Source organism: Xanthomonas sp. LMC-A-07, from assembly GCF_030208825.1.
GTDB classification, from domain to species: domain Bacteria; phylum Pseudomonadota; class Gammaproteobacteria; order Xanthomonadales; family Xanthomonadaceae; genus Xanthomonas; species Xanthomonas campestris.
The window spans coordinates 203,572-229,376 of the sequence record NZ_JARVTF010000001.1 but is presented as its reverse complement, the minus strand read 5'-3'; the positions used below and the strand labels follow the sequence as shown (position 1 = coordinate 229,376).

Below are 25,805 nucleotides of genomic sequence, written 5' to 3'. Positions count from 1 at the left end.
ACGTGAAAGCCCAACTCCGCGCACTGATCGGCCAAGGCATCGAAGCCTTGCGCGCCAATGGCACCCTGCCCGCCGACACCCTGCCGCCGGATTTTGTGGTCGAGCGGCCCAAGACCCGCGAGCACGGCGATTTCGCCACCAATGCGGCGATGCTGCTGGCCAAGGCTGCGCGCAGCAACCCGCGTGCGCTGGCCCAGGCGCTGCTGGCCGCATTGCCGGCCAGTGACGATGTAGCGCGCGTGGAGATTGCCGGCCCGGGCTTCATCAATTTCCATCTCACCCCGGCCGCCTACCAGCGCGAAGTGATCCATGTGATCAAGCAGGGGCACGACTACGGCCGCGGGCTGGCCGGCAACGGCCGCTCGGTGGGTGTGGAATATGTCTCGGCCAACCCGACCGGCCCGCTGCATGTCGGCCACGGCCGCGCGGCGGCGATCGGCGACAGCCTGGCGCGCGTGCTCGATGCCAATGGCTGGAACGTCAAGCGTGAGTTCTATTACAACGATGCCGGCGTGCAGATCGAGAACCTGGCGTTGTCGGTGCAGGCGCGCGCGCAGGGCCTCACCCCGGACAGCGCCGGCTGGCCGGAAAACGGCTACCGCGGTGATTACATCGCCGATGTCGCAAAGGCCTACCTGGCGGGCGACACCGTCGACCTGGAAGGCCACCTGGTCACCGGCACCAAGGATCCGGCCGATCTCGAATCGATCCGTCGCTTTGCGGTGGCGTATCTGCGCAACGAGCAGAACCACGACCTGGCCGCGTTCCGCGTCGATTTCGATATCTATTTCCTGGAAAGCTCGCTGTACAAGGACGGCAAGGTCGACGAAGCCGTGCAGAAGCTGATCGCCTCCGGCCACACCTACGAGGAAGGCGGTGCGCTGTGGTTGAAGTCCACCGACTTCGGCGACGACAAGGACCGGGTGATGCGCAAGTCCGACGGCACCTACACCTACTTCGTGCCGGACGTGGCCTATCACCTGACCAAGTGGCAGCGCGGCTATGAGCGCGCCATCACCGAGCTGGGCGCCGACCACCACGGCTCGCTGACGCGCGTGCGCGCCGGCCTGCAGGCGATGGAGCTGGGCATTCCGCAGGGCTGGCCGGAATACGTGCTGCACCAGATGGTCACGGTGATGCGCGGCGGCGAGGAAGTGAAGCTTTCCAAGCGCGCCGGCAGCTACGTCACCTTGCGCGACCTGATCGAAGAAACCAGCGCCGATGCGGTGCGCTGGTTCCTGATCGCGCGCAAGCCCGATTCGCAGCTCACCTTCGATATCGACCTGGCGCGTGCGCAGAGCAACGACAACCCGGTGTTCTATGTGCAGTACGCGCATGCCCGCGTCTGCAGCGTGCTGCGCCAGGCGCAGGAAAAGGGCCTGAAGTACGACCAGACCCACGGCATGGCCGAGCTTGCACGCCTGGACGACGAACATTCGCTGGCGCTGATGCTGGAGCTGTCGCGCTACGCCGAAGTGGTGGAATTGGCGGGCCAGACGCTGGAGCCGTACCAGATTGCGCAGTATCTGCGTGAATTGGCGCACGCCTTCCACACGTGGTATCACAACAGCAAGGTGCTGGTGGACGATGCCGCCGAGCGTGACGCCAAGCTCACCCTTGCGGTGGCCACCCAGCAAGTTCTCGCCAACGGCCTGGAACTGCTCGGCGTCAGCGCCCCAGAAAAGATGTAATCAGCGGCCGCATGGCCCGCAATGACGTGATTCGGAGAAGTGGTGAATGGCAGCACGACGCGGTAAGAGTCAGGCGCGACGCAATACCAGCAATGGCACACCGGGATGGGTCTGGTTGGTCGCCGGCGCAGCGATTGCGGCCGTGATCTTCCTGGCGGCCCCCAACCTGTTCAAGAAGGACGGCGACGGGTTCCTGCGCGTGGGTCCACGGCCCAATCCGGATGCGCAGCCCGCTCCGGTGGCCGACACCGATGTCGACACGCCGGCCGAGTTGCCCAAGCCCAGCGCGCCGCCGGCCAAGCCGGCGGTCAAGCCCGGCGATGCGCAGACGCAGTACGACTTCTACACCCTGCTACCAGGCAAGGAAGTGCAGATGTCCGATGCCGAACTGGCCGCCAGCGCGCGTGCCGAAGAGGCCGCGCGTGCGCGCGCCGCGCTGGAAGGCAAGCCGGTGGCGCCAGCGGCCAGCGTCGCGGCCGCCACACCCACGACCAGCGTGCCGGTGCCCTTGAACGAAACCGCTGCCAGCACGCCCAAGCCGTTGCCGGAAACCGCGTCCGCGCGGCCGGCCGCGACGCCGGCACCGGCCAGCACTGCTGCGGTCACCACGCCGGCAGCCGCAAGCGCCGCCAAACCGGCGGCCAGCGCGGCCGCCGCACCGGCCGTGGCCGACACCACCCGTTACATCCTGCAGGCCGGTTCGTTCGGCGCCTCGGGCGATGCGGAGTCGACCAAGGCCAAGCTGGCGATGATGGGCCTGGCCGCACGCGTGGAGTCGGCCGACATCGCTGGCAAGACGGTCTACCGTGTGCGCATGGGGCCGTATGGCAGTGCCGGCGAATTGGCCGAGGCCAAGCAGAAGCTCACCGGCAGTGGGCTGCCGGCCATCGCCATCAAGGCGCAGTAAACACCAGTGATGCGCCGGGTCGCCGCGCTGCTGCTGTGGGGGCTGATCGGCACGGCGCACGCCACCGAGCAGATTCCCGACCGCATCCAGATCGATGGCCGCGATGCAGCGCTGCTGGCCGAACCGTTATCTGCGGTGCTCGACGACCAGGCCACCTGGCAGCGTTTCGTCGCCCATGCGCACCAGGCGCTGGGCGGTTGCAGCGCCAACTGGCGTGGTTACCAGGCCTATTGGCGACTGGACGGCGTGCGCCTGCTGCTGGATCGCGTGGTCATCGGCGCCTGTGCCGAAACACCGCCGAACTTGCCGCTGCAGGTGCTGTTTCCGCAGCGCCAGGCGCCGCTGTTGGCAGACTGGGTCGACGGCGAACTGCTCATCGCCCTGCCTGATGAGCACGCACACGACGTAGCGGCGGCTCCTGCACAGGCCAGTTCGAAGTCGTTGCCGTATCTGCTGTTGCACGTCCAGCACGGCCAGGTCACCGCGCGCGAACCGCTCAGCGCGGCGATGTTGGAGGCGCGGCGCGCCGCCGCCGATGCGCAACGTGCCGCTCCCCATCCCTGACCCATGTCCCCAGGAGTTCCCCCATGTCCAAGACCGTCCTGATCACCGGCGCCACCTCCGGATTCGGCAGTGCCGCCGTCCGCCGTTTTGCCGCAGCCGGCTGGAACGTCATCGCCACCGGCCGGCGTGCCGACCGCCTGCAGGCGCTGGCCGCTGAACTCCCCGCAGGCCAGGTGCACACCGCCGCCTTCGACATGCGCGATGCACAGGCCCTGGGCGCTGCCATCGACGCGCTGCCGGCGGACTTCGCCAACATCGACGTGCTGGTCAACAACGCCGGCCTGGCGCTGGGCACCGCACCGGCGCAGCAGGCCGACCTGACCCAGTGGCAGCAGATGATCGACACCAATGTCACCGCGCTGGTGACGCTCACCCATCGCCTGCTGCCGGCGCTGATCGCGCGCCGCGGCGCCATCATCAACATCGCCTCGGTCGCGGCGACCTACCCCTACACGGGCGGCAATGTGTACGGCGGCACCAAGGCGTTCGTGCAGCAATTTTCGCTGGGCCTGCGCTCGGATCTGCACGGCACCGGCGTGCGCGTGACCTCGATCGAACCGGGCATGGCCGAAACCGAATTCACCCTGGTGCGCACCGGCGGCAACCAGGCCGCCTCGGACACGCTGTACCGCGGTGCCACACCGATGACGGCCGAGGACATCGCCGAGCAGATCTTCTATGTGGCCAGCCTGCCGCCGCACTTGAACATCAACCGGCTGGAGATCATGCCGGTGACGCAGTCGTTTGCAGGCTTCCAGGTGGCACGCGACGCGCAGTGAGGCGGTGATGCGTGCGGTCAGGCGAGCATGGTTTGCATGCCAAGCGCATTGCCGGTGATCACGCTGCCGCACTGCGCTGCGTGGGCAGAACGAACGCCGCGTTTGCGGCGTGTTGAAGCCGTGCCGGTGCATGGCCGTGGCTGCACATGCTCTCGTCCATGAACGCGACTGCTGAAGTCAGAAAGCCGCGCATTGCGCGGCTTTCTTCATTCGCGTCGATACATCGAGAGATCGGTGGGTTGGTCGATCGGTGGCCGCTGCTTGTTGGCGCGATGCGGACAGACACAGCGCACGGCTGCGCGCGTTCGGCCAACAACGGTATAGCGCATACCCAGCACAGGAGCGCCAACGCGGTGCACCTCGCTATGCCGGCTCGGCCACCACGGCCGAACTGCGCCGGCGAAGCACCCTGCCGCGCAGGCACAGGAAGGGCCGCTCCACCGCGTAATGCAACAGCGCCCCGGCCAACAGTGCGCAGACGCCGTAAACGGCAAACGCGAGGATGCCGCGCCCGTCCAGCGCCTCTCCCAGCCAGGTCTGGGTGACATGGAACACCGCCTTGTGGGTCAGGTACAGGCTGTACGAAATGCCCGCCAGCCAGGCCGCGCCCGGTACATGCAGCCTGCCAAGCGCGCTGTTGGTGGCGGTACCGGCCAACACCAAGCATGCCAGGCCCAGCGACAACACCGGCCAGCCCACTGCATTGCCGAGCAGGCCGGTTCGGTCGCGGAACAGCCACAGGGCCAGCGCCATGACCGCCACGCCGGCCAGCGCGAAGGCGTTGCCGCGCTGCTGCAGGCGCTGCCAGGTATGCGGGCGGAACACCTTCACCACCGCCAGCACCACGCCAGCCAGCAGGCCGTCCAGACGGTTCCAGGTGGGGTAATAGATGTCTTCGATAAACCAGTTGCGTTGCAGCCCGGCGCCGGCTGCATCCAGCGCGCTGTCATGCAGCCACACCCCCGCACGCAGCGCGATGCCTGCCGCGACCACCACGACGCACAGCACACCAAAGCGCAACGCCGACGGACGCCGCAGCAGTACCGTGGCCAGCAGCGGAAACACCAGATAGAAATGCTCTTCCACGCACAACGACCACGCATGCGAAAACGCGGCGTCACGGCCGTAATCGACCAGCAGATTCAGCGTAAAGGTCACAAACATCCACCACGGCGCCAGGCCCGGCGACTCGCGGAATCCCGGCCATGACAGGTACACCGCCAGCACCACCAGGAAGGCCGGCAAGATGCGGAAAGCGCGGCGCAGGTAGAAGTCGGTGAAATCCAGACGCTGCCCACTGGCCAGCGGCATCAGCACCTGCGTGCCGATCAGAAACCCGCTCAGCACGAAGAACAGATCCACGCCCATCCAGCCGTAGCGCGACAGCCATGCCCATTCCGGCCCCAGACCACCGACCACGAACGCGTGGAACAGCATCACCCACACGATGGCGATACCACGCAACAGATCGAGAGCCGGATAGCGCATGCGGTAGGGGCGGTCGGGAGAACCCCGATTGTGCCCTAACCATCGCGGCGTTACGGATGGGTGCGCATGCATTGGCGCAGACGCCCCGGCACGCAGAGGAATGCACTACCGATGTTAGCGACGCACGTGCATGTGGCAATGCGCCGCAAGTGCATGCATGTCTGGATCGGAGGACGTCTGTGCACGCTTGAAAGACACCCCAATGCGCACATCGCGCTGCCAGCGCGCATCCGATGCTGGCGATCGCGCGCCAACTGGCGGCCCAGCATGACGGGCGAATGATGCAAAGCAACGCAGTGCCGATGTCAGCGGCGCACGTTTGCTTGGACACTGGTCGCGAGCGCATGCATGGAGCAGACGGCGGATACAGAAACGTACTGCACCGCCGCATCACGCGGCCAAACATGAAGACACAGCCAGTGGCCCGATGAACCCTGATGGCTCGCAGTGCTCTCACGTTAGATGGCCTTGCCTGCGCATGGATCCAGCACGCAGCGCAGGCACACCTCCCACACCCAACAAGGAACAGAATGCGTACACGGTGGCCAATTGATGCGTGCGCTATAGCCTTGCGAACAGCACCGGCGCTTCAGCGGGCAGACAAACGTGCCTGCTGCGGCAATGCATTGCGGCACTGCTCCCATCAGCACCGCCATGCCGATTGCCATCGTGCCTCAGGCCATCGCCGGCTGCGCACTCTGCGCATCCGCACTCACGGGCGCGCCGGCCTCCAGTAACGCCCACGCCTCCAGCTGGTCCACGGCCCGGCGGATGCCGTCTTCGTCGCGAATGCGTTGGCCCAGCGCAGCTGCGGCCGCACGCATGGCCGGCGTGCTGGCCTGGTCGATGGCATCGGCCAGGGTCTGCGGCAGCAACCCGTTACGTGACAACGCCGGCGGCGCCACACCGCGCTGGGCCAGGCAATGCGCCCAGAACGGTTGGTCGTAGCCGAACGGCAGCACCACCGACGGGATCCCCGCGGTCAGCGCCGCACCGGTGGTGCCGGCGCCACCGTGATGCACGGCCACCGCCACGCGTGGGAACAACCAGTCGTGTGGCGCCTGCTCCAGATGGAAAAAGCGCGTGGCATCGTCGTCGGCGTCTTCCCCGGCCGCCAGCCCGCCCCAGCCGCTGGCCAGCAGCGCACGCTGGCCGGTCAGGCGCACCGCCGCCTTGACGGTGGCGGTGAGTTGCGCGGCATCGTTGCTGGTCATGCTGCCGAAGCCGATGTACAGCGGTGGCGGCCCGGCTTGCAGAAACGCCTGCAGCGCCGCCGGCGGTTGCCACTGCGGCTGCGGCAACTGCCAGAAGCCGCAAACCTGCGCGCTCTCCGGCCAGTCAGGCGGACGCGGACACAGGTGCGCGCTGTAGCCGTATAGCACCCGCAATGCACTGCGATCGGGCCCGCTCCACGGGTACGCCGGCAACCCCAATGCCGGGCGCACCACCTCGTTGAGCGCCGGGCGCATCAACTGCCAGCCGGCAAAGCGCACCACATGATGCAGCGCCACGCTCACCAGCCCGGGCAGGCGCACGGTGGGCATTACCATCAACGGCAGATGGCGCGAGGCGGTCAGCGGCTGCAACTGCGCGAACACCACCGGCAGGCCATACCGCTGGCCCAGGCTATGGGCCAGGAAACTGGCGCTGCCCACGCCAAGAATCAGGCCGGCATCGGCGCAGGCGGCGCGGCCTTGGTCGGCCCAATCGCGCGCCCACTCCATCAGCTGCGCACGCAATTTGCCCCAGATGCCACGCCAGCCGCCACGCATCTCGGCGATGTCCGGATGCCCCTGCAACAGCTTCTGGTGATCGCCGCTCAGCGGATAGAACTCCAGCCCGTTGGCAAGAATCAACGCGGCAAAGTTGGCGCTGGTCAGCACCCGTACCCGATAACCACGCTGCTGCAGGCCACGGCCCAGCGCGATGATCGGGCGAACATCGCCATGCGTGCCCAGCGTGGCGATCACCACCGGGCGCTGGGATGACGCTGTGGAGGACTCAGGCATATTCGGCCACCCCGTCGCTGCTGGCGGTGGTGATGCAGCCGTCGGTGCGCGCGGTTTTCGCGGTCGCCGCATGCAGCAGCGTGCTGAGCGTGGCCGAGTGCGCAGGCGACAGCATCGAGTGGTGATCGCTCTCCAGGGTGTGCAGCTGCAGGGTGCGCACATACGGGCGCCATGCCTGCGGCCGGTAGTCCACCCAGAGCGCATCGTCGCCGCCGGAGGTCATGCGCACGCTGGCTTCGACGAACAGCACATCCTGCGCCAATGCACGCGGCTGGTAGCGCCGTGCCAGGTGCAGGTGATGCTGGGTCACCGCGCCCAGATCATCCAGCAGCGTGGGGCGTTGATCGAGCAGCTGGCGCACCGCCGGCACCGACATCAGCCCGTAGTGATCGCACAACAGGCTGGCGAGTTCGGCCACCGTGGTCGGCATGGGTTGTCCGTGCGCCAGGTTCAGATTGAGCGCATGCACCGAGGCACGCACGCCTTCGGATTCCGGCAGCGCGGCGGCCTGCTGGCGATGCGGGTAACTGTCGAGCATGGCCAGCACCTCGACTTCCTCGCCAAGCGCATGCAGCTCGGCGGTGATCGCATGGGCGATCAGCCCACCCAGCGACCAGCCCATCAGGCGATAGGGCCCGTGCGGCTGCACTGCGCGTAGCCGCGCCAGATAATCGCGCGCAATCGCCTCGATGCTGTCCGGGCGGTGCAGCGGGTCGCTCAGGCCAGGCGACTGCAGCGCATACACCGGCCACTGCGGGTCGAGCTGCCCCAACAAGGTCAGATACGACCAGCCAAGCCCCACCACCGGGTGGATGCAGAACAACGGCGTAACGCCTGCGGTGCCGGCACGCAGCGGCAGCAGCACGCCCAGTGGATCGTTCGGCGTGTGCGTGCTGCGCCGGACCACCTCGGCCAGCCCTGCAATGGTCGGCGCATGGAACAGCGTCCCCAGCGGCAGTTCCACCCCAAACAGCTGCGGAAAGCGTGCCGCCATTTCCGCAGCGCGCAGCGAGTCGCCGCCAAGCTCGAAGAAGTTGTCGTCCACGCCCACCACGGCAATGCCCAGCACGTCCTGCAGCATCGCTGCCAGCTGATGTTCGAGTGCATCGCGCGGGGCCAGATGCGCACGCTGCGGCACAGCGCCCGGCGCCGGTAACGCGCGGCGATCGAGTTTGCCATTGGCCGTGAGTGGCAGCGCCTGCAACTGCATCCACAGCGTGGGAATCATCGATGCCGGCAGGCGCTGCTGCAGATGCGCGCGCAGCAGCTCGGTGGACGGTGCGGTGCCGTGCTTGCCAACCACGTAGGCGAGTAGCTGCAACGCGTTGGCGCCATCGTGATGCCCCACCACCACCGCCTGCGCCACCTGCGTATGCAGCAGCAGTGCGTTTTCGATTTCCGCCGGCTCCACGCGGTGACCACGGATCTTCAATTGCCCGTCCGCACGGCCGATGAATTCCAGCAGGCCGTCGCGGCGCTGACGCACGCGATCGCCGGTGCGGTACATGGTGCTGCCGTCATCGGCAAACGGGTCGTGCACAAACCGCTCGCTGGTGAGCTGCCGCTTGCCGCGATAGCCCTTGGCCACGCCCGCGCCCCCGATGTACAGCTCGCCGACCGCGCCGGTCGGCAACGGCTGCCGCTGCGCATCGAGCACGTACACGCGTGTATTGAGCAACGGCCGGCCGATGGGCGGCGCCGCCGCGTCGCTCAGCTGCAGCGGCATGATGGTCGACCAGATGGTGGTTTCGGTGGGCCCGTACAGCTGGGTCAAACGGCCCACGCGGCTCAGCAGTTGCGCGGCCAGTTCGGGCACTAGGGCCTCGCCGCCGACCAGCGCATGCACGCGGTCCAGCGCCAGCTCCTGGTTGGCCAGCAGGATGCGCCACAACGACGGCGTGGCCTGCACCACGCTGATCTGTTCGTTGGCGATCAGGCGCGAGAGGCTACGTGGATCGTGCGTAATCCCCGCAGGTGCAATGACCACGCGCGCGCCGGTCAGCAGCGGCAAATACAGTTCCAGCCCGGCGATATCGAAGGTGATGGTGGTGACCGCCAGCACGCGATCGCGCGGGCGCAATGCCAGTTCCTGCTCCATCGCATGCAGGAAATTGGCCAGGTTGCGATGGCTGACTTCTACACCCTTGGGCACACCGGTCGAGCCGGAGGTGTACAGCACGTAGGCGGTGCCATCCGGCTGCGCCAGCGGGGCGATCGCGGCGGGCAAGACGGCCGGGCGCGGGTCAAGCCAGACCATGCCGCCGAGCAGATAGCGCTCGCACAACGCAGGCTCGCAGACCAGCGCGATGGCACCGGAATCGTTGAGCATCTGCCGGTTACGCGCGGCCGGGCTTTCCGGGTCCAGCGGCAGATACGCCGCCCCGCTCCACATCACCGCCAGCAATGCCACCAGCAACTGCTCGCTGCGTGGCAACGCGATGGCGACCACATCGCCCGGGCGCACACCATCGTCCACCCATTGCGCGGCGATGCGCGCGGCCAGCTCGCACAGCGTGGCGTAATCCAGCGTGCGGTTGTCGTACTGCACCACCACCGCAGCGGGCATCAGCTCGGCACGCTGCAGCATGCCGTGCAGCAAGGTGCTCGGCTGCGGCAATGGCGCGGCAGTGGCGTTCCAGGTGTGCAGCAGACGCTGGCGCTCGGCATCGCCCAGCACATCGACCTGACCAAGCGCGCACTCCGGATCGGCGAGCACGGCATCGGTCAGATGGGTCAGGCGGCGGCAATGTTCGGCCAGCTCGTCGCTGTCATACAACGCCGGGTTGGCATCCAGATCAAAGCGTAACGCTGCACCGTCGCCACGCTCGTAGCAGAAGATGGTCAGATCATCGGCCGGGCCATTGCACAGGTTATGCGGCACCGCGTAGGCCTCGCCAAAGCGCAGTGCATAGTCGAAGGCTTCGATATTCACGGCCAGGCGTGCGAACTTCTGCTCGATGCCGAACAGGCCCAGATCGCGGCGCACATCCTCGAAGCGATATTGCTGGTGCCGCAACGCGCTTCTGACCACGGAGGCCACCTGTGCGAACAGTGCATGTACCGGCTGCTGCGGGTCCATCTTCAGACGCAGCGAAATGACATTGGCCACCAACCCGGCGGCCTGCCGGTAGCGTGCATTGATCCGGCCAGTCACCGGCATGGCCAGCACCAGGTCTTCTGCGCCGGTGCAGCGGTAGTAATACGTGGCAATCAGCGCAATCAACATCTGCGGCAGGCTTGCACCGTAGTGCTTGCCCAGCGCACGCAGCTGCACCACCTGCTGCGGGGAGAATTCCCCGGTACCACGCAACAACCCGGTGGACAGGTGGTTGCCCGGGCGCGCCAGGGTCGCCGGCGGTGGCAGGTCGGCCAGCTGCTCCATCCAGTAATTGCGATCACGCTGAAAGCGATCAGAGTCGCGGTACTGCTGCTCCAGCTCGATCAACGACAGCGCGCTGCCGTACTCGGCAGGTGCCGGCTCGCACCCGGTGGCGTAGGCGGTATACAGCACCGCCATGCGCTGCATCATGATCGAAGCGCAATAGCCGTCCATCACCAGATGGCTCACGCATTGCACCCACATGTGATGGTCTTCACCCAGACGGAAGACTGCACATCGCCACAACGGCCCGTTCTGCAGCTCCTCCGGCTTGCGGATCTCCTCTTCCACCCAATGCTCGGCCGCATTCCGTGGCGCAGGATCGTCGCTGAAGTTGAAATAATGGATCGGCGCGGTGTACTCGGGCATCACCACCTGACTGGGCACGCCGTCGTGCTCGACGATGCATAGCCGCAGCGTGTCGAACTCGCGCGTGAGCTGCAGGCTGGCACGGAGCAACACTTCAGGATCGAGCGGGCCGAACAACTCCAACGCTTCGGACAACATCAAGGTGTTGTCAGTATGCAACTTACTGGCCACCCACAGCCCGCGCTGCGCTCTGGTCAGGGGATACACCGGGGACGAGTCAGCGTGCATTGACGTGCATTCCTTGTTGTTGGCGCGCAGTGATGCAGCGCATCCTCACCGCAATGCGGTATCAGGACGCGGGCAAGACCGAGCCGCCTTTTAAGAATCGTGGGGTAAGCAACACCACCGATCACCAGCATCTGCCGGCAATACGCGATGGAAACGCACAATAGAGACGCACACTGACGCGACGCACAGTCGCTCGCATGACAGCTGACTGATAAAGCCCCTTGCGTCGCTGCAAGTTAATAAACACTAACAATCTGCGTGCACAATGAACCGTGCAAAAATCACGATTTTCGCGTCGTGCGCAAATATTTTTACCGAAGCGTGATTTGAACTAGTGTTCTTGATGCATAGGTAGCGCGCGCGCATATCGCGATGGCTGCTGCCGCAGAAGCGCTTGATAAAGGCCGCATTCGTGCATTTAAGCGTCTAAGCACACTCGGAATCTTCATCCATCGCAACGCATCGAATGCAGGCGCTGATAAGACCACTTTGCGTAAAGCTATTGGTATAACTGCGCCGCAGACCGAATCACTTACCGAAATCGGACTGGCTCCAGAGAGCGGCGAACGTTTTTAGCAAGCACGGCGTGTCCTCGCACGATCACCACAGTCGCCGAACTGTCATCAGCAGGCAGCAGCCTTCGGGAACAACGCGCAGCGATTGTCTACGCCTTCTCGGCACACGCATGCGGCCAATGGCAGGCCTTACGCACAAGAAAGTGCGGCCTTGGTCACTCTAATCGGTCGATGCGCATCGCGCGTGGCGCGGGCGTTTGAATGCATTACCCGGCTTAGAGAACGCTGACAAGTGCACCCCGCTCCGTGACAGGCCTGCGCACACACCACCCCACTGCGCTGCGGCACTGGCCGCAGCGCAGCTGCCCATCAGCCCAACGGTTCGTCGGACAGATAGGTGTAGCCGGTCAGGCCGGCTTCCAGGGCGTCGTGCAATTCCTGCGCGCGCTCGGGTGGCAGCTGTGCCGCGGCGATACGTTCGGCGTAGGTGGCACGCAGGGTGTCCAGCTGATAGCCCACGTAATCCAGCATCACATCGGTGGTATCGCCACGGCGCTGCTGCGCAATGCGGTAGCCGGTGCCGTCCACCGCCACTTCCACCGCATCGGTATCGCCGAACAGGTTATGGATGTCGCCCAGGATTTCCTGGTAGGCACCCACCAGGAAGAAGCCAATGCGATAGCTCTCGCCGGGGTTCAAGCCATGCAATGGCAGCGAGCTGTCCAGGCTTTCGTTCTCGACGTAGGTCTTGACCATGCCGTCGGAATCGCAGGTCATGTCGGCGATGATGCCGCGCCGCTGCGGCGCCTCGTTCAGGCGCTCGATCGGCACGATCGGGAACACCTGATCGATCGCCCACACATCCGGAATCGATTCGAACACGCTGAAGTTGACGAAGTACTTGTCCACCAGCCGCTCGTTGAGCTCGTCCAGCACCGGGCGGTGGCTCTTTTCGTCGAAACTCAGGCGCGCACGCACGCCGTGGGCGATGGCGTAGAACAGGTCGTCGATGCGCGCACGGTGGGTTAGATCGATCTGGCCCAACGCGTAGGCGCTCAGCCCTTCGGCATGGAAGTGCTGCGCTTCCTGGAACAGTTCCACCGCCGGGCGCACATCGAGCTCGTCGTGGATCTCGCGCAGGTGACGGATCGCCGCCGGCTCGTCGTCGTGCGCATCCGGCACGCGGCCTTCCGGCGCCTGCTCCACTTCCGAGACATTGGCGATCAGCACCGCATGGTGCGCGGTCATCGCGCGGCCGCATTCGGTGACAATGCGCGGCGGGGTCAGGCCGTGTTCTTCGCAGGCGCTGGCCAGCGGCTGCACGATGTTGCTGGCGTACGAATGCAGGCCGTAATTGATCGAGCAATAGCTGCGCGAACGGGTGCCTTCGTAGTCGATGCCCAGGCCGCCGCCCACGTCCACATGGCTGATCTTCGCGCCCAGGCGCGAGAGTTCCACGAAATACCGGGTGGCCTCGCGCATGCCGTTGGCGATGTCGCGCACGTTGGAAATCTGCGAGCCCATATGGAAATGCAGCAGGTTCAGGCTGTCTGCGTATTCGGTGTCGCGCAGCGACTTCCACAGGTCCAGCACCTGGCGCGGCGACAGCCCAAACTTGGCCTTGTCGCCACCGCTGTTCTGCCACTTGCCCGCGCCCAGCGACGCCAGCCGCATGCGCACGCCCAGGCCCGGCTTGACGTCCAGCGCGCGCGCCTCTTCCAGCACCAGGTTCAGCTCGGAGGGCTTTTCGATGACGATGAAGGTCTGCAGGCCGAGCTTGCGGCCGATCAGCGCCAGGCGGATGTACTCGCGGTCCTTGTAGCCGTTGCAGACGATCAGCCCACCCGGACGCGACAGTGCCAGCACCGCCATCAGCTCGGGCTTGCTGCCCGCTTCCAGGCCGAAGCCCTCGCCATGGTGGCTGGCCAGCGTGCCGGCCACGCCACGGTGCTGGTTGACTTTGATCGGGTACACCGCGGTGTAACCACCGGCGTAGTCCCAATCGGCCTGGGCCTGGGCAAAGGCTGCCTGCAGCTTGCCCAGGCGCTGGCCCAGGATGTCGGGGAAGCGCACCAGCAGCGGCAGCTTGGCGCCCGCCGCACGCGCGGCATCCACCACTTCGGGCAGCGACACCGCAGGGCCGTCGGCGGTCGGTTTGACCACCACATGGCCGGCGTCGTTCACATCGAAATACCCATCGGCCCAATGCGGGATCGAGTAGGTCTTGCGGGCTTGGTCGAGGGACCAATCGCTCATTTCGTTGTCTCGGCTGGGGCAAAAGGGCGTGAATTGTAACGCCTGGCATGCCGAGGGTCCGTTACAATCCGCGCCGATCTGACGCCCTGTTCCCGATGGAAACGGGGCTGACGAGGGCTCGGACCTGGCCATCAGCCGCATGGCTGCACCAGGCTGCGCCCCGACCCTCACCTGGCGCCGTGCGCCACCTTCTCCTGCCGGGAGCAGGAACAGCCCGTTTCTTTTCGATTAGGACGTCCGCATGAGCACCAACGACAACTGGTACATCGAACACTTCCAGCCCACCGGCTCGGCCATCGGCTACCGCATCAGCGGCAAGCTGGACGAGGTGCAGTCCCCGTTCCAGAAGATCGAGATCTACCAGACCACCGATTGGGGCAAGCTGATGATCATCGACGGCGCGGTGATGCTCACCAGCCGCGACAACTTCTTCTATCACGAGATGATCAGCCACCCGGCGCTGTTCACCCATGCCGCCCCCAAGCGCGTGGTGATCATCGGTGGCGGCGACTGCGGCACGCTGCGCGAGGTGCTCAAGCACCCCGGCGTGGAAAGTGCCACCCAGTGCGATATCGACGAGCAGGTCACCCGCATGTCGGAGAAGTACTTCCCCGAGCTGTGCGACTCCAATGACGATGCGCGCGCCGAGCTGCTGTTCGACGACGGCGTGGCCTACATGGCCAATTGCCCGGCCGGCAGCGTGGATATCGTAATCGTGGATTCCACCGATCCGGTGGGCCCGGCCGAAGGCCTGTTCAACAAGTCCTTCTACGAGAGCTGCTTCAAGGCACTCAAGGACGACGGCATCCTGGTGCAGCAATCCGAATCGCCGCTGGCGCTGCTGGACCTGATCAAGGAAATGCGCACGGAAATGGGCAAGGCCGGCTTCCAGTCGTTCAAGACCCTGCCGTTCCCGCAGCCGTGCTACCCCACCGGCTGGTGGAGCGTGAACATGGCCAGCAAGCAGGCCAACGCGGATTTCGCCTTCCGCCAGGCCGACGCGCAGGCCAAGGGCTTCGACACGCTGTACTACACCGCACATCTGCACACCGGCGTGCTGGTGGCACCGCCGTTTGTGGCCAAGGCGCTGGGCGAGTAAGCGTCATAAGCGCCGGCAATGGAGTACGCGCTTGCCGGCGTCGTGTGAAACGAGAACGGGGCGGATGTTGTCATCCGCCCCGTTGCCACATCTGCAGTTCCGACGCGCGTCTGATCAGAAGCGCACTTCGGCACCAACGTTCAGCACTTCTGCGCGATTGATGGTGATGTCTTCATCCGAGTAGTAGTAATCGTTGGCGTACACATAGTTCGTATAGAGCACGCTCAAGCTCGCGTGCCGGCCGAGGTCGACGCCAACGCCCGCACCGGCATAGCCGCCGGAAACGCGCTCGTTCGAGTCGCCCTGTGAATTAGCCGACCAGTATCCCAGCCGCACGACGGCAAACAGTGGGCTGTCGCCGAAGTTGAAGCGCGCCATGCCGCCCAGACTGCCGAATTCCACGCTAGGAACGTAGTAGCCGTCGTGATCACTGATACGGGCCAGCTTTCCAACTGCGGCCTCGAGGCCGATCAACGTCACCGGACCTGCCCGCCACCGATAACCGGCGTTGAGGCCAAGCATGTCCTGGTCGATGCTTTCGTACACCTTGCCCTGGCCGCCCTGCACACCAATAAACGCACCACTCTTCAGGCGTTGTTCTTCCTGGCGTGGTGGCGGTGGTGCATACGCTGGTGCTGGTGTCGGGTCCACGACCGGGTACGGCGCAGTGGCGGTAGTCATTCCATCGCTGGCGGTCCCGCTCGCATCGGCAGACTGCGCCGACGTGCCGCGTGTTTGCTGCGTACTTGAGGCAGGCGCCTCCGCACTCTGCGTACCGGCCTGCTGCTGCTTTTGCTGCTGGCGGTAGCTGTCCCAGCCGCGCGATAACGATTGCGCCGAGGCCTGTGCCGTGACGCCAAGCGCCGTGCAGGCCAACAGCAGTGTTGCGGTCCTTTTCATCGCATCCCCATGTGTGGAACTCCATCGTCTTCCGCATCCTTGCGCGCGCAGGCATGGCCCAACGGCGTCCGGAAGTGGCGCAGTTGCCGTCAGTAGCTGGAGGCGTTCCCCACATCACCGCATGGCACGCGGCGCGCACGCCTTCGCATGCGCGCGGGTGATGCAGCCCCCTGACCGCAGCGGCACAGTGCCTGGAGTCTCATTTGCGGTCAAGACGTTAAGTGACCGGTTTCCGATGGACGGTTGAGGCGCGATGCCGCTTCTGCCTGGCTGTCAGTTGTGCCTCGTCTCAACATAGCCGTTGTGCTGCGCCTCCTCGGCATTTACTGCCAGCAACCGCCTGCACCTGCGCGATCGCCCAAGTGACTGATCTGGCAGAGCGTTCCACCTCCGGAACATTTCATTTTTTTAACAAATCTAATTTCAGAACTTGGAAGTTCTAAAATTGTCCGGTCCCGATCTAATGATCACCGTGGACCTGCAGACGCGTGACCACTCCCGCGCCCTCAGGGTCCGGAGAGCCGTCATGCACTACCAAGCGCTGGATACCGCCAGCCTGACCATCGCCACCCCCGTGCTGCTCAAGCAAGGCACCCGCCTGCTCGAGCCCACCGTCTACCGCACCCATCTGGATGGGCAGCTGGCGGTGGTCAAGGACTACAGCCGCTACCGGCGCACCCTGCTCGCGCCGATCGCGCGGCTGATGGTGCGCCACGAGGCCAACATGCTGCGGCGCCTGCAGGGCTGGAAGCATGCGCCGGCCTTGCTCGGCACCTTGGGCGGCCTGGCGCTGGGCATGGAGTTCATTCCCGGCGACACGCTCAGCGCCAGCGCGGTGGTAGGGCAGGAAGTCTTTCAGCAGCTGCAGCACGCCTTGCGCCGCCTGCATGCAGTGGGCATCACCCATAACGACCTGCACGGCACCAACGTGGTGGTCAGCGCCGGGGTGCCGGTGCTGATCGATTTCACCTCGGCGTGGCGGTTCCCGCGCTGGTTACGCCGCAGCACGCTGTCGCGGCAGCTGCAGCGCAGCGATGTGGCGAACTTCCAGAAGATGCGTCGGCGCCTGGTCGGCATCGCGCCCAGCGACGCCGAAGCTGCGCTCACTGCCGAACCGGGCTGGGTGCGCGGCGTGCGTAACGGCTGGAAGCGGCTGTATCGGCGGCTGAAGGGTGGCGCTGCCTGAGACCCGGCAGGGGTGGGCTTGCGGTGCGTTGTTGATCGCAGGCTGGTGGGATCCACAGGATTGGCCGTGGACTGCGGACTGCGGACTGCGGACTGCGGACTGCGGACTGCGATAAGTATGTGCCCGTAGATAAGTCGGGCTGCTGCGGTCGTCCGCCGACGCTCACATCCAGATGCACGTGCATGCGCGCATGGCAGCGCCGTCGATCACGTCGTGGCGAGGTCCACCAGCGCCTCCACCCACTGCTCAGCACCAAGCACTACTGGGAGCGTGGCATTCGCCTTACGGACGAACGTGCCTTACAGCGCGTCGCCGTCCAGTTCGCCGGTGCGGATGCGCACCACGCTGCCCAGGTCGTAGACGAACACCTTGCCGTCGCCGATCTTGCCGGTGCCGGCCGCCTTGACGATGGCTTCCACCACCTGCTCGGCCTGGTCGTCGGTCACCGCCACTTCGATCTTCACCTTGGGCAGGAAGTCGACCACGTACTCGGCGCCGCGATACAGCTCGGTGTGGCCCTTCTGGCGCCCAAATCCCTTGACCTCGGTCACCGTGATGCCCGCGACGCCGCAGCCGGCGAGTGCTTCGCGCACATCGTCCAGCTTGAACGGTTTGACGATGGCCATGATCATTTTCATCGGGGGCAAGTCCCAGGAATGACGGGCGCGCAGCATACCGTGGACCGCCGCAACACTCATCCCATCCGATGGCAGGGGCCGCCACGGCCGACAGCCGAATGGGACTATCCTTACCACCTGCCGACTGCCCTGCCGATGTCCCGTATGTCCGGCCTGCACTAGGCTTCCTACGGACCTGCGGAGAACTGCCATGATCGATTTCAACCAACTCGACGACCTTGCCCGCCGCCTCAGCGACCTGGTGCCGCCGGGCCTGCGCCAGTCGCGCGAAGAACTGCAGAGCACCTTCAAGGGCGCGCTGCAGGCCGGCCTGGGCAAGCTGGACCTGGTCACCCGCGAAGAGTTCGATGTGCAGCGTGCGGTGCTGCTGCGCACACGCGAAAAACTCGACGCGCTTGAGCAGACGGTCGCAGCGCTGGAAGCGCGCAGCGGCACCGCGCCGCCCACCTCCCCAACCCCCTGACCCAAGGCCGCCCCCATGAGTCTGGCGCTGGTGCACAGCCGTGCCCGCGTGGGAGTGCACGCGCCTGAAGTCCGGGTGGAAGTGCATCTCTCCGGCGGCCTGCCTTCCACCCAGATCGTGGGCCTGCCCGAGGCTGCGGTGCGCGAGTCACGCGAACGGGTCCGTGCCGCCTTGCTGTGCGCACAGTTCGAATTCCCCGCACGCCGCATCACCATCAACCTGGCGCCGGCGGATCTACCCAAGGACGGCGGGCGCTTCGACCTGCCGATCGCGCTCGGCATCCTTGCGGCCAGCGGGCAGATCGACCGCCAGGCCCTGGCCGACTACGAATTCCTCGGCGAGCTGGCCCTCACCGGCGAGCTGCGCGGCATCGATGGGGTGCTGCCTGCGGCCCTGGCCGCCGCGCAGGCCGGGCGGCGCCTGATCGTGCCGCTGGCCAACGGCGCCGAGGCGGCCATCGCCGGACACGTGCAGGCCTTTACCGCGCGCACCTTGCTGGAAGTGTGCGCCGCACTCAACGGCACCCAGCCACCACCGGCCGCCGAACTGGCGATCGTCGCGCTCGGCGCCCGCGCGCTACCGGACATGGCCGACGTGCGCGGACAGCCGCATGCGCGCCGGGCGCTGGAGATCGCCGCGGCCGGCGGCCATCACTTGCTGCTGGTCGGCAGCCCTGGCTGCGGCAAGACCTTGCTGGCCTCGCGCCTGCCCAGTCTGTTGCCGGACGCCAGCGAGGCCGAGGCGCTGGAAACCGCCGCCATCACCTCCATCAGCGGACGCGGCCTGGACCTGGCGCGCTGGCGGCAACGCCCTTATCGCGCCCCGCACCATACCGCCAGCGCGGTGGCGCTGGTGGGCGGTGGCACCCATCCGCGCCCGGGTGAGATCTCATTGGCGCACAACGGGGTGCTGTTCCTGGACGAGCTGCCCGAGTGGCAGCGACAGACCCTGGAAGTGCTGCGCGAGCCACTGGAGTCCGGTGTGGTCACCATCTCGCGGGCCGCGCGTAGCATGGACTTCCCGGCGCGGTTCCAGCTGGTCGCCGCGATGAATCCCTGCCCGTGCGGCTGGGCCGGCGATGCCAGCGGGCGATGCCGCTGCAGTGGTGACGCCATCCGCCGGTATCGCAGCCGCATCTCCGGGCCGCTGCTGGATCGCATCGACCTGCACGTCGACGTGCCGCGCCTGCCGCCGCAGGCACTGCGCAGCGGTGCGACCGGCGAGGACAGTGCCAGCGTTCGCGCACGCGTTGCCGCTGCACGCGAACGCCAGCAGGCACGTGCGCAGGTGCCCAATGCCCGCCTGGACCAGGCCGCCACCGACCGCCACTGCCGGTTGGGCAATGACGATCAGCTGCTGCTGGAACGCGCCATCGAACATCTGCAGCTGTCCGCACGGTCGATGCATCGCATTCTGCGCGTCTCGCGCACCATCGCCGATCTCGACGACAGCGCCGACATCGCCACCCGTCACCTCACCGAAGCCATCGGCTACCGCAAACTCGACCGTGCCCTTGATACCTCCAGCGCCGCATGACGTGTCTTGATGGATGGCTCTGGCAACGCGACCGGCGGTATCAGTGTGCGGGACTCATGGTGCAGGCAGATGTGTGGTCGCTGCGGTGACGCTGCTGGGCGGGTAGCCAGGCTGTTCTGCGCTGCTAGAAGTCTGCGCTGCCTGACCACACGCCTGCGTTGCACCTGGCTGCGTTGATCTGCTCGGCACGCGCACTGCGCGGCGCCTGCTCGAAAACAGCCCGCTGCGGTCAATCGCAGGAGCCCGCAACGGGCGCGTAACGCCACCCCGCACCACATGCCGACACCCGATTCATGGCGGTGCGCGTACAACTGCGGCGATCCCACTGCACAGAGGCCGCCATGAGCCGACATCCCGACCTGTCCACCGTCGCATCGTTGGACCTGAGCCGTTATCTCGGCACCTGGTACGAGATCGCCCGCCTGCCGATCCGTTTCGAGGATGCCGATTGCACCGATGTGTCTGCGCATTATTCGCTGGACGCCGACGGCGGCATCCGCGTGCAGAACCGCTGCTTCACCGCCAAGGGCGAGCTCGAGGAAGCGGTTGGGCAGGCACGCGCGATCGATGAAACGCACGCACGCCTGGAAGTCACCTTTTTGCCGGAAGGCTTGCGCTGGATTCCCTTCACCAAAGGCGACTACTGGGTGATGCGCATCGATAGCGACTACACCGCTGCGCTGGTTGGCAGCCCGGATCGCAAATACCTGTGGTTGCTGGCGCGCTTGCCGCAGCTGGACGAAAACATCGCGCAGACCTATCTGGCCCATGCACGCGAGCAGGGCTTCGATCTGGCGCCGCTGATCCACACCCCGCATACGGGGCGGCTGACCGAGCAGCCGCTCCCGTAGCGCGGCACCGCTAGTTGTTGAGGGTGCCCAGGTCCTTGGCGGCGGCCTGCGCGCCCTCCAGGCTGTCGAAGGCGACGCCGGTGTCGCCCACCACGTACTTGGTCACCTCGCCGTCGCGGGTGGCCTCCTGCATCTTGAAGATCGGCACTGCATCGGTGCCGCCGACGCGTTCTTTCTGTTGGGTCATGGGTCGTTCTCCATCGAGGGCGCCAGCATGGCGCCGAGGTGTCGGATCAGTGCAGCACTGCCGACCACCTGACCCTACCCGCTGCCCCGACGCGGGTGCGTGAACCTAACAGGGCCGGACCTCTCAACACCGACACAAGCGGCCGCGAGCATAAAAACGCGACCGCTTCGCCGAAACGCTGCCCGCAATGCACGTGTGTGTCGTACATTCGTGACGTGCAGCCTCATCTGTCACCGCCGCCCGCCATCTCCGTCCCCATGCGGCGGTGCTGCGTGGCCGAACATACGCCACAGCGCAGACCACTCTCGAGCGCGCCGTGCGCGGCTGCCCACCCTGCCATCGGCCAGCCGGCAATGCTGGCCACCCATGTCAGGATCTGAAGTGAAGCGGCACCGCATCATCAGCGTCACCGTGCTGCTTGCCCTGCTGTGTGCGGCGCTTCCCACCGGCGTGTCGTATTACCTGGCGTGGCGGTTGGCGCTCACGCGCGAGCAGGCCGAGTTGAGCAGGCTGGCCGAATTGTCGATCCGCCGCACCGACACCGCCTTCGACGAGGCGCATGGCGCGCTGCTGAGCATGGCCGCATCGACGCTGCCCTCCTGTTCGCCCGCGCACCTGGCGCAGATGCGCGCGCTGGTGCTGAGCAGCCACCACATCGTTGAACTCGGCCATTTCCAGCAAGGTCAGCTGCGCTGCACCTCGTGGGGCACGCTGGACGCGGCAGTGCCACAGACGCCTGCGGACTTCACGGTCGCGCGCGGGATCGCCGTAACCACCCGCCTGCTCCCGCTGGCCAGCCCGCAGCACCCGGTGATGGCCCTGCACCTGGGCGACTACAACGTTCTGATCAACCCCTCCACGCTCACCGACATCAACGTCCCACCCGGCCTGCAGTTGGCGATCGGCACGCCGGCCGGGCAGATCCTCAGCAGCACCGGCACCGCCGCCGAACAGTTGCTGCAGGGGCAGGCGCTGGCGGCCACCTCGCATGCCGCACCGGCCTCGGAAGTGCTGTCCGGGCGGGCGCGGCGCGGCGATTGGGTGGCCGTGGTCACCGAGCCGGCCGCCTATCTGCGCGGGCCGCTGGCGGCCTTGCGCCTGCAGCTGCTGCCGGTCGGCATCCTGGTGGCGCTGTTGCTGGTGGGCGCGGTGGTGTGGGTGTCGCGGCGGCGCCTGTCCCCGCTGGCGCGGCTGGAGATCGCCGTGCAGCGTGGCGAGTTCGTGGTGCACTACCAACCGATCATCGCGCTGGACAGCGGGGACTGCGTGGGCGCCGAAGCCCTGGTGCGCTGGCAGCAGCCCGGCGGCGCGCTGGTGCCGCCGGATGACTTCATCCCGTTGGCCGAGCACAGTGGGTTGATCCTGCCGATCACCGACCTGGTGGTGGCCGAAGTCATCCGCGACCTCGGCCCGATGCTGGCGGCCGACCGCTCCCTGCACGTGGCCATCAATGTCTCGGCCGGCGATATCAAGAGCGGCCGCGTGCAGAGCGTGCTGGCCGATGCATTGGCCGGCACCGGCGTGGACAGCGGGCAACTGTGGGTAGAAGCGACCGAGCGCAGCCTCATGGATATCGATGCGGCGCGCACCACGATCATGCATCTGCGCGGCGCCGGCCACACCGTGTCCATCGACGACTTCGGCACCGGCTATTCGAGCCTGCAATACCTGCAGGGGTTGCCGCTGGACGCGTTGAAGATCGACAAATCCTTCGTGGACACCATCGGCACGCACTCGGCCACCAGCGCGGTGACCTCGCACATCATCGAAATGGCCAAGACCCTGCAGTTGCGCACCATTGCCGAAGGCGTGGAGCGGCAGGAGCAGCTGGATTATCTGCGCGCCCACGGCGTGGACCTGGCGCAGGGCTGGCTGTTCTCGCGCGCCTTGCCGGCGGCGGGGTTCATCGCCTATCGCAATGCGCTGCGACGGGCTGGCTGAGCGTCGGATCGCTGATCTGCGCAGTGGGTCGTTGGCTCGCCAATCAGCGGACAGGCTGTGCGCTGCAAAGCCATCGCGTGCGCCTCATGCACCTGCATGCGCTCCGCAACCACCGGTTCGTACCTCGCCAAACCCATCACGCCGTCGCTTCCAGCTACTCACCAGATGACGGTGACGGCGCAGGGCTGGCTGTTCGCGCGCGCATTGCCGGCGGCGGATTCATGGCCTACCGCAATGCACTGCAGCGGACTGGCTGATCGCTGTAGCGCTAATCGGCTAATGAATTGTTGGGTCGTTGGGTCGCGATCAGCGGACATGCTGCGCGCTGAAATAGCGACACGACAGTTGTTACGCATTACCGCATGCACTCCAACGCAACCGCCCTTCCGTCCCGGCGACATCGCATCACATCGCGGTTCCAAGCAAAGCCGACAGCGATGGCGCGAGCCCTGCCACACCTGTTTCTGTTGTACGTGCCAACGAGCGCAGCTGCTCCTCAATACGGTCAGCCAAACAGTTGCGCACCCCACAAACATGATCGGCCTGCCGCACGCGCGACAGGCCGATCATTTGTATCAGGTCGCAAGCCTCAGGCGCGTTGCAGTGCGCCGTCGTTCTGCCGCACCGGTGCCGGGCGGCTCGGGAAGGCGTGCCGCACGATCCGCCACATCACCTGGCCGAACTGACGCGGCAGCGAGCCGGTGTTGTAGTGCTGGCCGTAGCGCGCGCAGATCTGCTTCACGTCGACCGCGATCTGCGCATAGCGATTGGCCGGCAGGTCGGGATAGAAGTGGTGTTCGATCTGGTGGCTCAAGTTGCCCGACAGCACATTCATCAGCTTGCCGCCGGTCAGGTTGGACGAACCACGCAGCTGACGCAGATACCAGTGACCACGCGACTCGTTGCGGATCGATTCCTTCGGGAACACTTCCGCATCGGCGGTGAAGTGGCCGCAGAAGATGATCACGAAGGTCCAGATGCTGCGCAGCATGTTCGCGGCCAGGTTGCCCAGCAGCACGGTCAGGAAGAACGGGCCGGCCAGCAACGGAAACACGATGTAGTCCTTGAGCATCTGGCGGCCCATCTTGCGGCCGACCGGCAGGAACGACGCGCGCAATTCGGCGGCCTTCATCTTGCCGGCGAACCAGCGGCCCAGGCGCAGGTCCTGGATTGCCACGCCCCATTCGAACAGCAGCGCGAACACCACCGCGATGAACGGCTGCAGCAGGTAGAACGGGCGCCAGCGCTGCTCGGGGAAGATGCGCAGCAAGCCGTAGCCGATGTCGTCATCCATGCCACGCACGTTGGTATAGGTGTGGTGCTTGAAGTTGTGGGTCTTGCGCCAGTTGTCGCCGGTGGCAACGATGTCCCACTCGTAGGTGTTGCCGTTGAGCTGCGGGTCGCCCATCCAGTCGTACTGGCCGTGCATGACGTTGTGGCCCAACTCCATGTTCTCCAGGATCTTGGACAGGGTCAGCAGCACCACGCCGGCGATCCACGCCGGGATCAACACGCTGTGTACGAAGGCGCCCAGGAACAGCAGCGCCCGGCCGGCCACGCCGGTCCAGCGCACGGCCGCAACGATGCGGCGGATGTAGCGCGCGTCGGCGGCGCCGACCTGGGTCAGCACGCGGGCACGGACGGCATCGAGCTCGTCGCCGAAGGACTGCAATTCGGCGGCGGACAGGGCGCGGTTATGGACTCGGCTCATGAGGGTTCCTTACAGATCCAGGATCAGGTCGGTGCTGGCGGCGCTGATGCACAGGCGCACCTGTGCGGTAGGTTCGCTGCTGCGCTCGCCGGTCAGCAGGTGCCGCGTGGTGCCGAACTGGCGCGCACACGCGCAGCTATTGCAGATGCCCATGCGGCAGCCGTGTTTGGGACGCAGGCCCTGGGCTTCCAGCCCTTCCAGCAGCGACTGGCCGCGCGGCAGGGTCAGCGTACGGCCGCTGCGTGACAGCTGGACCTGCACCTGGCCGGCTTCGCCGTCGTCCAGTGCCGGCACGCTGAAGGCTTCGGCCTGGAACCGGGCAACACGGTCCTGCAAGCGCTCGCGTGCGGCCTGCACGAAACCGCCCGGCCCGCAAGCCATCACATGCCGGTCCTGCAGGGCGGTGATCTGCTCCAGCGGGAAGGTGTCGATACGCGGCGCAGGCGCGGCGCCTTCGCGGGTGGTGAGCAGTTGCACGCGCAGGCGCGGATGCACGGCCGCCAGCGCTTCGAATTCGTCCAGGAAGCAGGCCTCGTCGCGCTGGCGCACCCAGTACATCAGGTCCACGTCCATCGGCATGCCTGCCGCCGCAGCGGCCTGCAGCAGCGCGCGCATCGGCGTGATGCCGCTGCCGGCCGCCAACAGCAATAGAGGTGCGGGCGTTGTGGGCAGCAGCATGTCGCCGAAGGCCGGATCCAACGAGACCACCGCACCCAGCGGCGCCTCACTGGCCAGATACGTGCTGACCAGCCCGCCGGTGATGGCCTTGACGGTGATCGCCAGGCGGCCGTCGGCCAGCACCGTGGGGCTGTAGCTGCGCAGCAGGCGGCGGCCGTCGATTTCCACGCCGATGCTGACGTGCTGGCCGGCGTGCAGGCCCTGCCAATGCCCATTGGGCTGGAACAGCAAGGTCACTGCATCCCGGCTGGCCGGCGTGCGTGCGACCAGCCGCGCCATCGGGCGCTCCAGGGTCCACAACGGGTTGATCCGGGTCGCCCAGAAGTCGAACAGCTGGGGCGACACCAGCCGGCGCGCCAGGCGCGTGGGCAGCGGGGACTTGGGCATGCGAGCAGGAGCCGAGTTCATGGGGTGCACTATACGCACGCAT

Annotated in this window: 21 protein-coding genes; 11 read left to right on the top strand and 10 right to left on the bottom strand. The window is 66.3% G+C overall.

What is annotated here, in order from left to right:
* The first annotated feature begins 2 nt into the window (after positions 1-2).
* The 4 genes from argS to QRM89_RS00985 are packed head-to-tail and all read left to right on the top strand — an operon-like array spanning position 3 to position 3,941.
* Positions 3-1,691, top strand: a complete 1,689-nt coding sequence (gene argS / locus QRM89_RS01000) for an arginine--tRNA ligase (RefSeq protein ID WP_011038936.1) — start codon at positions 3-5, stop codon at positions 1,689-1,691.
* A gap of 46 nt (positions 1,692-1,737) precedes the next feature.
* On the top strand, positions 1,738-2,598 hold the full coding sequence (locus QRM89_RS00995; RefSeq protein WP_228443081.1) for an SPOR domain-containing protein: 861 nt from the start codon (positions 1,738-1,740) through the stop codon (positions 2,596-2,598).
* Positions 2,599-2,604: 6 nt separating this feature from the next.
* Entirely contained in the window at positions 2,605-3,162 is a 558-nt protein-coding gene (locus QRM89_RS00990) for a hypothetical protein (RefSeq protein ID WP_285447081.1), read from the top strand.
* A gap of 23 nt (positions 3,163-3,185) precedes the next feature.
* Complete coding sequence (locus QRM89_RS00985) at positions 3,186-3,941, top strand: SDR family NAD(P)-dependent oxidoreductase (protein WP_012439460.1); 756 nt, start codon at positions 3,186-3,188, stop codon at positions 3,939-3,941.
* A gap of 363 nt (positions 3,942-4,304) precedes the next feature.
* Here the strand turns inward: QRM89_RS00985 and QRM89_RS00980 are convergent, their stop codons facing one another.
* From QRM89_RS00980 to QRM89_RS00970, 3 genes are all read right to left on the bottom strand, one after another.
* Positions 4,305-5,429: an acyltransferase gene (locus QRM89_RS00980; RefSeq protein WP_285447080.1), complete on the bottom strand. Its 1,125-nt coding sequence runs from the start codon at positions 5,427-5,429 to the stop codon at positions 4,305-4,307.
* A gap of 674 nt (positions 5,430-6,103) precedes the next feature.
* Positions 6,104-7,438 carry a glycosyltransferase gene (locus tag QRM89_RS00975; protein WP_285447079.1) on the bottom strand — a complete coding sequence of 445 codons (1,335 nt, stop codon included), beginning with the start codon at positions 7,436-7,438 and terminating at the stop codon, positions 6,104-6,106.
* Positions 7,431-11,414: an amino acid adenylation domain-containing protein gene (locus tag QRM89_RS00970; RefSeq protein ID WP_285447078.1), complete on the bottom strand. Its 3,984-nt coding sequence runs from the start codon at positions 11,412-11,414 to the stop codon at positions 7,431-7,433. Before QRM89_RS00970 ends, QRM89_RS00975 begins: the two co-directional genes overlap by 8 nt.
* 372 nt (positions 11,415-11,786) lie before the next feature.
* Between QRM89_RS00970 and QRM89_RS00965 the strand changes: the two genes are divergently transcribed.
* Positions 11,787-11,990, top strand: a complete 204-nt coding sequence (locus QRM89_RS00965) for a hypothetical protein (RefSeq protein ID WP_285447077.1) — start codon at positions 11,787-11,789, stop codon at positions 11,988-11,990.
* A 308-nt stretch (positions 11,991-12,298) separates the two neighbouring features.
* Here QRM89_RS00965 and speA read toward each other — a convergent pair whose 3' ends face one another.
* Positions 12,299-14,185 (bottom strand): arginine decarboxylase, encoded by a 1,887-nt coding sequence (gene speA, locus QRM89_RS00960; RefSeq protein WP_285447076.1) that lies wholly within the window; start codon positions 14,183-14,185, stop codon positions 12,299-12,301.
* Between the two features lie 241 nt (positions 14,186-14,426).
* Here speA and speE point away from each other — a divergent pair, with 241 nt between their 5' ends.
* Positions 14,427-15,284 (top strand): polyamine aminopropyltransferase, encoded by an 858-nt coding sequence (speE, locus tag QRM89_RS00955; RefSeq protein ID WP_285447075.1) that lies wholly within the window; start codon positions 14,427-14,429, stop codon positions 15,282-15,284.
* A 114-nt stretch (positions 15,285-15,398) separates the two neighbouring features.
* Here the strand turns inward: speE and QRM89_RS00950 are convergent, their stop codons facing one another.
* Positions 15,399-16,184: a hypothetical protein gene (locus tag QRM89_RS00950; protein ID WP_042595601.1), complete on the bottom strand. Its 786-nt coding sequence runs from the start codon at positions 16,182-16,184 to the stop codon at positions 15,399-15,401.
* A gap of 526 nt (positions 16,185-16,710) precedes the next feature.
* Here QRM89_RS00950 and QRM89_RS00945 point away from each other — a divergent pair.
* The gene (locus QRM89_RS00945; protein WP_014506282.1) at positions 16,711-17,370 is read left to right on the top strand and encodes an RIO1 family regulatory kinase/ATPase; all 660 of its coding nucleotides are present in this window, start codon (positions 16,711-16,713) and stop codon (positions 17,368-17,370) included.
* Between the two features lie 299 nt (positions 17,371-17,669).
* On the opposite strand, the gene QRM89_RS00940 is transcribed toward QRM89_RS00945, so the two are convergent.
* Entirely contained in the window at positions 17,670-18,044 is a 375-nt protein-coding gene (locus QRM89_RS00940; protein ID WP_200900803.1) for a P-II family nitrogen regulator, read from the bottom strand.
* Between the two features lie 154 nt (positions 18,045-18,198).
* Between QRM89_RS00940 and QRM89_RS00935 the strand changes: the two genes are divergently transcribed.
* The 3 genes from QRM89_RS00935 (at position 18,199) to QRM89_RS00925 (ending at position 20,858) form a co-directional block, all read left to right on the top strand.
* Positions 18,199-18,471, top strand: coding sequence for an accessory factor UbiK family protein (locus tag QRM89_RS00935; protein ID WP_040941985.1), 273 nt, complete (start codon positions 18,199-18,201; stop codon positions 18,469-18,471).
* A gap of 15 nt (positions 18,472-18,486) precedes the next feature.
* Complete coding sequence (locus tag QRM89_RS00930; RefSeq protein WP_116670835.1) at positions 18,487-20,007, top strand: YifB family Mg chelatase-like AAA ATPase; 1,521 nt, start codon at positions 18,487-18,489, stop codon at positions 20,005-20,007.
* Positions 20,008-20,348: 341 nt separating this feature from the next.
* Positions 20,349-20,858 carry a lipocalin family protein gene (locus QRM89_RS00925; RefSeq protein WP_014506278.1) on the top strand — a complete coding sequence of 170 codons (510 nt, stop codon included), beginning with the start codon at positions 20,349-20,351 and terminating at the stop codon, positions 20,856-20,858.
* A gap of 10 nt (positions 20,859-20,868) precedes the next feature.
* On the opposite strand, the gene QRM89_RS00920 is transcribed toward QRM89_RS00925, so the two are convergent.
* Positions 20,869-21,045, bottom strand: a complete 177-nt coding sequence (locus tag QRM89_RS00920; RefSeq protein WP_012439469.1) for a hypothetical protein — start codon at positions 21,043-21,045, stop codon at positions 20,869-20,871.
* A 381-nt stretch (positions 21,046-21,426) separates the two neighbouring features.
* On the opposite strand from QRM89_RS00920, the gene QRM89_RS00915 reads away from it, so the two are divergent.
* The gene (locus QRM89_RS00915) at positions 21,427-22,986 is read left to right on the top strand and encodes an EAL domain-containing protein (protein WP_050911777.1); all 1,560 of its coding nucleotides are present in this window, start codon (positions 21,427-21,429) and stop codon (positions 22,984-22,986) included.
* Between the two features lie 405 nt (positions 22,987-23,391).
* Here QRM89_RS00915 and QRM89_RS00910 read toward each other — a convergent pair whose 3' ends face one another.
* From QRM89_RS00910 to QRM89_RS00900, 3 genes are read right to left on the bottom strand one after another with little or no spacing between them, the layout of a single operon-like run.
* The gene (locus QRM89_RS00910) at positions 23,392-23,556 is read right to left on the bottom strand and encodes a hypothetical protein (protein ID WP_161960963.1); all 165 of its coding nucleotides are present in this window, start codon (positions 23,554-23,556) and stop codon (positions 23,392-23,394) included.
* A gap of 19 nt (positions 23,557-23,575) precedes the next feature.
* Positions 23,576-24,697, bottom strand: a complete 1,122-nt coding sequence (locus tag QRM89_RS00905) for an acyl-CoA desaturase (protein ID WP_115531235.1) — start codon at positions 24,695-24,697, stop codon at positions 23,576-23,578.
* A gap of 9 nt (positions 24,698-24,706) precedes the next feature.
* Positions 24,707-25,783, bottom strand: coding sequence for a ferredoxin reductase (locus QRM89_RS00900; protein WP_285447074.1), 1,077 nt, complete (start codon positions 25,781-25,783; stop codon positions 24,707-24,709).
* Positions 25,784-25,805 lie beyond the last annotated feature (22 nt).

What these genes read in the sequence shown, in the direction of transcription:
- QRM89_RS00910 (WP_161960963.1), bottom strand. Translation starts at nt 23,556, where the DNA reads ATGATCGGCCTGTCGCGCGTGCGGCAGGCCGATCATGTTTGTGGGGTG.
- QRM89_RS00940 (WP_200900803.1), bottom strand. Translation starts at nt 18,044, where the DNA reads ATGCTGCGCGCCCGTCATTCCTGGGACTTGCCCCCGATGAAAATGATC.
- QRM89_RS00935 (WP_040941985.1), top strand. Translation starts at nt 18,199, where the DNA reads ATGATCGATTTCAACCAACTCGACGACCTTGCCCGCCGCCTCAGCGAC.
- QRM89_RS00920 (WP_012439469.1), bottom strand. Translation starts at nt 21,045, where the DNA reads ATGACCCAACAGAAAGAACGCGTCGGCGGCACCGATGCAGTGCCGATC.
- QRM89_RS00970 (WP_285447078.1), bottom strand. Translation starts at nt 11,414, where the DNA reads ATGCACGCTGACTCGTCCCCGGTGTATCCCCTGACCAGAGCGCAGCGC.
- QRM89_RS00905 (WP_115531235.1), bottom strand. Translation starts at nt 24,697, where the DNA reads ATGAGCCGAGTCCATAACCGCGCCCTGTCCGCCGCCGAATTGCAGTCC.
- QRM89_RS00995 (WP_228443081.1), top strand. Translation starts at nt 1,738, where the DNA reads ATGGCAGCACGACGCGGTAAGAGTCAGGCGCGACGCAATACCAGCAAT.
- QRM89_RS00925 (WP_014506278.1), top strand. Translation starts at nt 20,349, where the DNA reads ATGAGCCGACATCCCGACCTGTCCACCGTCGCATCGTTGGACCTGAGC.
- QRM89_RS00950 (WP_042595601.1), bottom strand. Translation starts at nt 16,184, where the DNA reads ATGAAAAGGACCGCAACACTGCTGTTGGCCTGCACGGCGCTTGGCGTC.
- speE (WP_285447075.1), top strand. Translation starts at nt 14,427, where the DNA reads ATGAGCACCAACGACAACTGGTACATCGAACACTTCCAGCCCACCGGC.
- QRM89_RS00965 (WP_285447077.1), top strand. Translation starts at nt 11,787, where the DNA reads ATGGCTGCTGCCGCAGAAGCGCTTGATAAAGGCCGCATTCGTGCATTT.
- speA (WP_285447076.1), bottom strand. Translation starts at nt 14,185, where the DNA reads ATGAGCGATTGGTCCCTCGACCAAGCCCGCAAGACCTACTCGATCCCG.
- QRM89_RS00900 (WP_285447074.1), bottom strand. Translation starts at nt 25,783, where the DNA reads ATGAACTCGGCTCCTGCTCGCATGCCCAAGTCCCCGCTGCCCACGCGC.
- QRM89_RS00975 (WP_285447079.1), bottom strand. Translation starts at nt 7,438, where the DNA reads ATGCCTGAGTCCTCCACAGCGTCATCCCAGCGCCCGGTGGTGATCGCC.
- QRM89_RS00985 (WP_012439460.1), top strand. Translation starts at nt 3,186, where the DNA reads ATGTCCAAGACCGTCCTGATCACCGGCGCCACCTCCGGATTCGGCAGT.
- QRM89_RS00930 (WP_116670835.1), top strand. Translation starts at nt 18,487, where the DNA reads ATGAGTCTGGCGCTGGTGCACAGCCGTGCCCGCGTGGGAGTGCACGCG.
- QRM89_RS00980 (WP_285447080.1), bottom strand. Translation starts at nt 5,429, where the DNA reads ATGCGCTATCCGGCTCTCGATCTGTTGCGTGGTATCGCCATCGTGTGG.
- QRM89_RS00945 (WP_014506282.1), top strand. Translation starts at nt 16,711, where the DNA reads ATGCACTACCAAGCGCTGGATACCGCCAGCCTGACCATCGCCACCCCC.